This is a genomic window from Synechococcus sp. N26 (assembly GCF_900473975.1).
Classification (GTDB): Bacteria; Cyanobacteriota; Cyanobacteriia; order PCC-6307; family Cyanobiaceae; genus Parasynechococcus.
Window position 1 is genome coordinate 145758 of the sequence record NZ_UCNM01000009.1, and the last position, 6883, is coordinate 152640.

At 60.7% G+C, this 6883-nt stretch carries 5 protein-coding genes; 3 read left to right on the forward strand and 2 right to left on the reverse strand.

Features of this window, described 5'->3' with window-relative positions:
* Positions 1–61 precede the first annotated feature (61 nt).
* Entirely contained in the window at positions 62–2725 is a 2664-nt protein-coding gene (locus DXY33_RS07560) for a TIGR03960 family B12-binding radical SAM protein (protein ID WP_115132378.1), read from the reverse strand.
* Positions 2726–2778: 53 nt separating this feature from the next.
* Between DXY33_RS07560 and DXY33_RS07565 the strand changes: the two genes are divergently transcribed.
* The 3 genes from DXY33_RS07565 (at position 2779) to DXY33_RS07575 (ending at position 5161) form a co-directional block, all read left to right on the forward strand.
* Positions 2779–4005 (forward strand): LL-diaminopimelate aminotransferase, encoded by a 1227-nt coding sequence (locus tag DXY33_RS07565; RefSeq protein WP_115132379.1) that lies wholly within the window; start codon positions 2779–2781, stop codon positions 4003–4005.
* Between the two features lie 47 nt (positions 4006–4052).
* On the forward strand, positions 4053–4373 hold the full coding sequence (clpS, locus tag DXY33_RS07570; RefSeq protein ID WP_115132380.1) for an ATP-dependent Clp protease adapter ClpS: 321 nt from the start codon (positions 4053–4055) through the stop codon (positions 4371–4373).
* A gap of 281 nt (positions 4374–4654) precedes the next feature.
* On the forward strand, positions 4655–5161 hold the full coding sequence (locus tag DXY33_RS07575) for a CPBP family intramembrane glutamic endopeptidase (RefSeq protein WP_244275929.1): 507 nt from the start codon (positions 4655–4657) through the stop codon (positions 5159–5161).
* Position 5162: 1 nt separating this feature from the next.
* On the opposite strand, the gene DXY33_RS07580 is transcribed toward DXY33_RS07575, so the two are convergent.
* A complete protein-coding gene (locus tag DXY33_RS07580; RefSeq protein WP_115132382.1) occupies positions 5163–6752 on the reverse strand; it encodes a photosystem II high light acclimation radical SAM protein in 1590 nt (529 codons plus the stop codon).
* Positions 6753–6883 lie beyond the last annotated feature (131 nt).

Here is a 6883-nt window from a genome sequence, read left to right on the forward strand (position 1 = left end):
GATCAGACAAGACCGGAACAAGGTTGGTCCCGATGGACGAAACACCTGTTGTGTAGCCAAATTAGCACTGCGCACTGAGGAGCAGGGCCTCTCGCGCCAAGCGTTGCACCTGCAAGGGCTGACCAACGTTCTCAGCCAGCCAGTGCTGAATCTGACTAGGGCGCAAGCTTCGACCCATCTCATCCACCGCCGCTTCCAAGCGAAGCCGAACGGATCCATTGGCGTTCTGATCCGTCACCTGCAGCGCCTTCAACGCGGGGCGGCAATCCCGTTCCCGAGGGCGGCCCTTCTTATCGGTGTCGTGCCACACCAAGGCTGTGGCCTGCAGGAGCTGATCCACCGCCGCATTCCAGTCCAATGACGTTGGGTCCTGCTCCTGCGGCACGAGATCAAAACACCAAATGGCCCCCGTCAGTTCTTGCGAAAGGCTCTTGCCACTGACGGGAACCTCGGCTGCCGCCAGCAGCTGAATGCCCTCCGGCAGCAACGGCTGAAGCGTCTTGCGGAAGTGGTTGGGATCCAGGGCCTCGGTGAATTCCAGATCCATCCACTCGCTCTGGGCCTCAGCACCGAGGGGAAGTGCCAAAGCGATCTGAACCCGCGGCAGTGGATGAAACCCACCGGTGAAGCTGATCGGAAGCGCACTGCGACGCAGGGCCCGCTCCAGCATGCGCATCAGATCAAGATGGCTGAGCAGAGCCATCGATCCCGTTTTGGCGAATTGCACCCGGATCCGGCACACCCGGTCACTGGGCGGCGCCTGGGTCGGCACCTGGGTTGGCACCTCAGGAGCGGGAACCACCACGTTGTGCCCGAGATCCGGGCCGCAGACCCCACAACTGCTGCAACCATCAAAGGAGCAGTCGGGCACAACCGCCGCTGCCAGAGCCCGTTGCAGATCGTCAGCCAACCAGGCTTTGTCGATGCCGGTGTCGATGTGATCCCAGGGGAGTGGCTGAGCACAGAACGCTTCCAGATCCTCCCGATCCAGCGCAGCCACAGCACTCCAGCCCCCCACCTCCATCTCCCGGTAACGCCCCTCCAGGCCGGCATCCGCGATGGCTCCGGTCCATGCGTCGTAGGTGCGATCCAGCGACTCGAACCAGGCATCCATGCCGGCACCGGCCCGCCAGGCCGCCTCGATCACCGGGGCAAGGCGCCGATCGCTGCGGCCCACAAAATCCTCCATAGCCGAAAGCCGCACATCGGTGAAATTCACCTTCACACCGCGCAAACGCCTGAAGGCCTCCTTGAGCAGCACCTGGCGCCGCTCAAACTCAGCCGTGGAGACGCTGTGCCACTGAAAAGGGGTGTGGGGCTTGGGCGTGAAATTGCTGATCGTGATGTTCAGGTGCAGCCGACCCAGGTCACGGCAGCGCTGCTGGAGCATCACGCAGGTCTCGGCAATGCCGAGAACATCGGCATCCGTCTCACCGGGGAGGCCGATCATGAAGTAAAGCTTCACCTTGCGGTACCCGTTCTGCATAGCCGTGCGGATGCCATGCAGCAGGTCGTCATCGGTGAGGCCCTTGTTGACGATGTCGCGGAGGCGCTGTGTCCCGGCCTCCGGGGCGAAGGTGAGGCCCGCTTTCCGCGTGCCGCCAAGGATGTGGGCAATGTCTTCATCGAAGCGATCCACCCGCTGGCTGGGCAGTTGAAGCGTGACGTTCTGATCCGCCAGGCGGTTGCGCAACTCCACCCCCACCGCCGGCAGCGCCAGATAGTCGCTGCAGCTCAAGGAGAGCAGCGAGAAATCGCTGTAGCCGGTTTGTTTCATGCCGGTCTCCACTGCCTCGATCACAGCTTCGGGTTCCACATCCCGAGCCGGTCGCGTCAACATTCCGGGCTGGCAGAAGCGACAACCCCGGGTGCAACCGCGGCGAATCTCCACCGTGAGACGGTCATGCACCGTTTCCACATGGGGCACGAGACCCATGGCGTAGTGGGGCATTGGCGTCGCCACACGGCGAAGAACCCGTGCCGGGACATCAGGATGAAGGGGCTCGAGGGTGACCCCATCGGCGCCCGTTCCATAAAGCGCAGGCACGTAAACGCCGGGAACCTGGGCCAGATCCCGCAGCAATTGCGATCGCGTCAATCCATCCGCTTTGGCTTGCGCCACCACCAGACCGATTTCGGGCAACAGCTCCTCACCGTCACCCAGAGCGATGAAGTCGAAAAACGGGGCATAGGGCTCTGGATTGCTGGTGGCGGTGGGCCCACCAGCGAAAATCAGAGGATGTGCTGCAGGATCACTCAGGGGCAAGTCGCCCCGATCAGCGGCGCGGATGGGCACCTGCGCCAGATCCAGCATCTCAAGAATGTTGGTGGCGCCCAGTTCGTAACTGAGACTGAAACCCAGGATGTCGAAGGCCGGCAAAGGCCGACGGCTTTCCACGGCAAACAACGCCTGGGAACGTTCCCTCAAGCGGCCTGCCAGATCAACCGCTGGAAGATAGGCGCGATCACACAACTGCCCGGGGAGGGCATTGAGGATCGAATAGAGAATGATGTGGCCCAGGTTGCTGGAGCCAACCTCATAGATCTCGGGGTAGGTGAGCGCCCAGCGAACCGACGCTGTCTGCCAGTCCCGTGGTTCAACCCCTAACTCGTGCCCCATGTAGCGGGCCGGTTTGTTGATGCCGCTGTCCACCAGGGCATGAAAATCAACCGGGTGATCCAGGGATGAGACGACCACGTCGGATGTCCTGACTCCTGAGGTCATCGTATGGAGCTGCCGACACGGCAGGATGCCCCGCAGAAATAGCTCCCGATTCCGTGGTTCAGGTCAACGGCAACTACCTCAAGCTCAAAGCGGGCTACCTGTTCCCTGAGATCGGTCGACGCGTCAAAGCATTCAGCAGCGCCAATCCCGAGGCAGCGCTGATCCGCCTGGGCATCGGTGATGTCACAGAACCCCTGCCGCTGGCCTGCCGTGAAGCCATGAAAACCGCCATCGATGCGATGGGCACCGCCGAAGGCTTCCATGGCTATGGCCCGGAACAGGGCTACGGCTGGCTGCGGGAGGCCATCGCCAAAAACGACTTCCAAGCCCGAGGGTGCGACATCAGTGCCGAGGAAATTTTTGTTTCCGACGGCTCCAAGTGCGACAGCAGCAACATCCTCGACATCCTCGGCGAGGGCAACAAGGTGGCCGTCACGGACCCCGTCTACCCGGTGTACGTGGACAGCAACGTGATGGCTGGCCGCACCGGGGAAGCCGGAGAGATCGGTCGCTACGCAGGACTGACCTACCTACCGATCAGCGCAGACAACGGCTTTGCAGCGCAGATTCCCAGTGAACCGGTCGACCTGATCTACCTCTGCTTCCCCAACAACCCCACCGGTGCCGTCGCCACCCGGGAACAACTCCAGGCCTGGGTGAACTACGCCCGCGCCAATGGCGCACTGATCCTCTTCGATGCTGCCTATGAGGCCTTCATCCAGGACCCTGAACTCCCCCACTCCATCTTCGAGATCGAAGGAGCACGGGACTGTGCCATCGAATTCCGTTCCTTCTCCAAAAACGCTGGCTTCACCGGCACCCGCTGTGCCTTCACCGTGGTGCCCAAAGGGCTGAAAGGCAAATCGGCCAACGGCGAAGCGGTGGAACTCTGGGGACTGTGGAACCGACGTCAGAGCACCAAGTTCAACGGTGTTAGCTACATCATTCAGCGCGGAGCTGAGGCTGTTTACTCCGAAGCCGGTCAGGCCGAAGTGAAGGCCTTGGTGAGCTTCTACATGGAGAACGCCGCGATCATTCGTCGCGAACTCAGTGCCGCAGGCCTCACTGTCTATGGCGGCGAACACGCTCCCTACGTCTGGATCAAGACCCCTGAGGGCATGGATTCCTGGGGATTCTTCGACCATCTGCTCAACAAAGCCAACGTGGTGGGCACACCCGGCAGCGGTTTCGGCGCCGCTGGCGAGGGGTATTTCCGCTTGTCGGCCTTCAACAGCCGGGCCAATGTGGATGAGGCCATGGCCCGCATCAAAGCCCTGTGAGCCGCTCCCCGTTCGCATTGCCTTTAGATTTCAATCGCTTCGGATCAATGGCCATGGTGGTGGACTCTCCTAGCCAAAAACCAGGTGGTGCAGCTGTTCTGGACAAAGCGCCGGAACGGGTTCGCAAGCGCTCGCCTCGCTACAAGGTGCTGCTGCACAACGATCCGGTGAACTCCATGGAATACGTGGTGGCCACCCTGCAGCAGGTTGTGCCTCAACTCAGCGAGCAGGACTGCATGGCCGTGATGCTGGAGGCCCACAACACTGGAGTGGGCTTGGTGATCGTCTGCGACATCGAACCGGCTGAGTTCTATTGCGAGACGCTGAAATCCAAAGGCTTGACCAGCTCCATCGAGCCTGAGGCGTGAGGCCCTACTGGCGAGGCACTCTTCTGTATCCGGCGTCGTTGGTGGCATTGTTTCTCAGCTTGCAAGGACTGCTTGGCCTCGCAGGTGTTCCCACGGCTCAGCAGGCTTCCTTAGCGGCGGGCCCAAGCGTTGGAGCAATGCTGATTTCACTGCCTTGGCGGTTGAGACGGACCTGGGGCGTTGATCGCCCTTGGCAGCAACTTGGAGTGGTTCGGTCAGTCGTCAAAGCCCTTCACGCATTCCTAGGTGGTCTCACAGCAGCCTCAGCCCTTCTTTTCGGAGTGGTTGCTGTCCTTCTGATTAGCGGTAACGGCCTATGGCAGGGCCAAATCACCACAGGTGATCTTGCCAATGCCATTGCCCTGATGCTTCTGGTGGGTTTTGCAGAGGAGCTGCTCTTTCGTGGCTGGCTCTGGGGTGAATTGGAGCTATTGACAGGTCGACAGCGGGCGATCGGGATTCAGGCGGCTGTCTTCGCCCTGGTGCATCCCTGGTATCAGCTGCCTCCCGTCGAAGCCATTGCACTGCTCGTGGGCCTGGTCTTGCTGGGTCTTGCCCTAGCCCTGCAACGCAGAGCCGACAACGGAATGCTCTGGGGATCAATTGGCCTGCACGGCGGGCTTGTTGGTGGGTGGTTCGCCCTTCAAGCTGGGCTGATCACCCTGCCTGGAACGAGCCCAACTTGGCTTCTTGGGGCAGGTGGCGCCAATCCCAACCCGATTAGTGGTCTGTTGGGTTGGGCCGGACTGGGGGCATTCATCTTGATCAGGCGCCGATGGTGGCGATGAGTCAACGAGTTGCCGTTGCCAAGGCCTTGCGGCCTTCCACCGGAGCACGAAGAGCGTCCTGAAGCGAAGCCACGCCGTAGTCCCTTTCGAGGAGTGACATCACCGTGCGACCAAAATCTGCAGGATTGCGATCAAAGGCCTCAAGACACACCCGACCAAAGGTGCTCCCCATCGGCTCAGGGTTCCAGAGAAGTTTTCGCGCCGTCCAAGGCATCATGCTCATCGGGTTGTAACCCGGCTTGATCAAACCCTGATCAAAGCCGTATTGCTCCAAGTGGGTATGGGGCTGCAGACCGATGAAAAAGATCGCTGGCTCAACCAAGTCAGCGCCAAAAATGGCCTCCAGCTCTCGGTGATAAGCCACGGTCTGGCGGATCGTTTCCGGCCGTTCGTCGATCACGTTGAAGGAGTAGTTCACCGACACGTGATCTCGGAAGCCCGCATCCGCCAGCATCCGGCAACTCTCCAGAACGGTGCGAAGGTTGTAGCCCATGCGCATCTTGCGAACGAGCTCCTGCGAGCCGGATGTAATGCCGATCTCGAAATAGCTCATGCCCGTCTCCACCATGAGCTGGGCCAATTCGGGGTCCAGATTGTCGGCGCGGATGTAGGCGGCCCAACGAATGCCGGTCAGCCCTTCAGCCTTGATCGCCCGTAGCAGTTCCTTGGCGTCTTCGATGTAGCGCCGCGCCGGTATGAACTGGGCATCGGTGAACCAGAACCCACGAACACCACGGTCGTACAGCTGGCGCATCTCTTTCACCACCTCATCCACGGGGTTAAGACGCACCTGCTTACCTTCCACCACCGTGTAGACGCAGTAACAACAGTTGTGGGGGCAGCCGCGCTTGGTCTGTACTCCTACGTAAAAGTCACCGCCTTCGAGATACCAGTCGAGTTGGGGCCAGATCGAAGCGATGTAGTCGTAATTGCAGGCGGTTTTGGGCCGACTTTCCGGCTGCTCATGGATCAGGCCTGAACGCGGCTTCTCGCCAACCACGAAGCATCGTTCGCCCTCGAGGGAGTGGCCCTGAATCAACTTCTCGAGAAGCGGCTCCCCCTCACCGATGGAGACCACCGTTCCTTTGGGGAGCGATTTGCCGAGTTGCTCGTAAAACACACTGACAGCTCCACCGCCAAGCACTGCTCTGGCCGTCGGCTGGTGGCGGCGTGCACGTTTCAAGCCTTGACGCACCAGACGCTGGTTCCTGCGCAGCTCGCCGTAATGACTGCTCATCAACTGAAGCCCACCCAAGGCTCCATGCAGACGCTTTAAAGGGTTACGGGCGTAGAAGACCTCGAACGAATTCTGAAGAGGGTTGCCCCCCCGCCCATCGACCGGCGCATAGATCTGGATGTCTCTCCACGAGAACACCAGCAGCGTCGGCTGGAACTGGTCAACTGCGGCGTCCAGCACGCGATGGACATCCAGCACCGGAAGAGCAGCGAGATCCAGGATGCGCTGAGGCATCTCCGGGAAGCATTTGTGCAGATGGTCGGCGAGATAGATCGGCCCGATCGGAAAGATCGGATTGCAGGGCAGCCGCACCAGCAACACCCGTTCTTGTTGTGGTGCCACGTCAGCTGCCATGAGGCTTTCGGGACGCTAACAAGCGCTGCCGCCAAAGGGGCGTAGGGCCTCTTCACAACAACTTCATCAAGCCAGCGACACACAGCGCAAACTTCCTTTACACTCCCCTTTAGGCAGGGCTCTCCTGCCCT

Excerpts from the sequence above, each read along its gene's own strand:
- DXY33_RS07560 (WP_115132378.1), bottom strand. The coding sequence starts at position 2,725 with ATGACCTCAGGAGTCAGGACATCCGACGTGGTCGTCTCATCCCTGGAT.
- clpS (WP_115132380.1), top strand. The coding sequence starts at position 4,053 with ATGGCCATGGTGGTGGACTCTCCTAGCCAAAAACCAGGTGGTGCAGCT.
- DXY33_RS07580 (WP_115132382.1), bottom strand. The coding sequence starts at position 6,752 with ATGGCAGCTGACGTGGCACCACAACAAGAACGGGTGTTGCTGGTGCGG.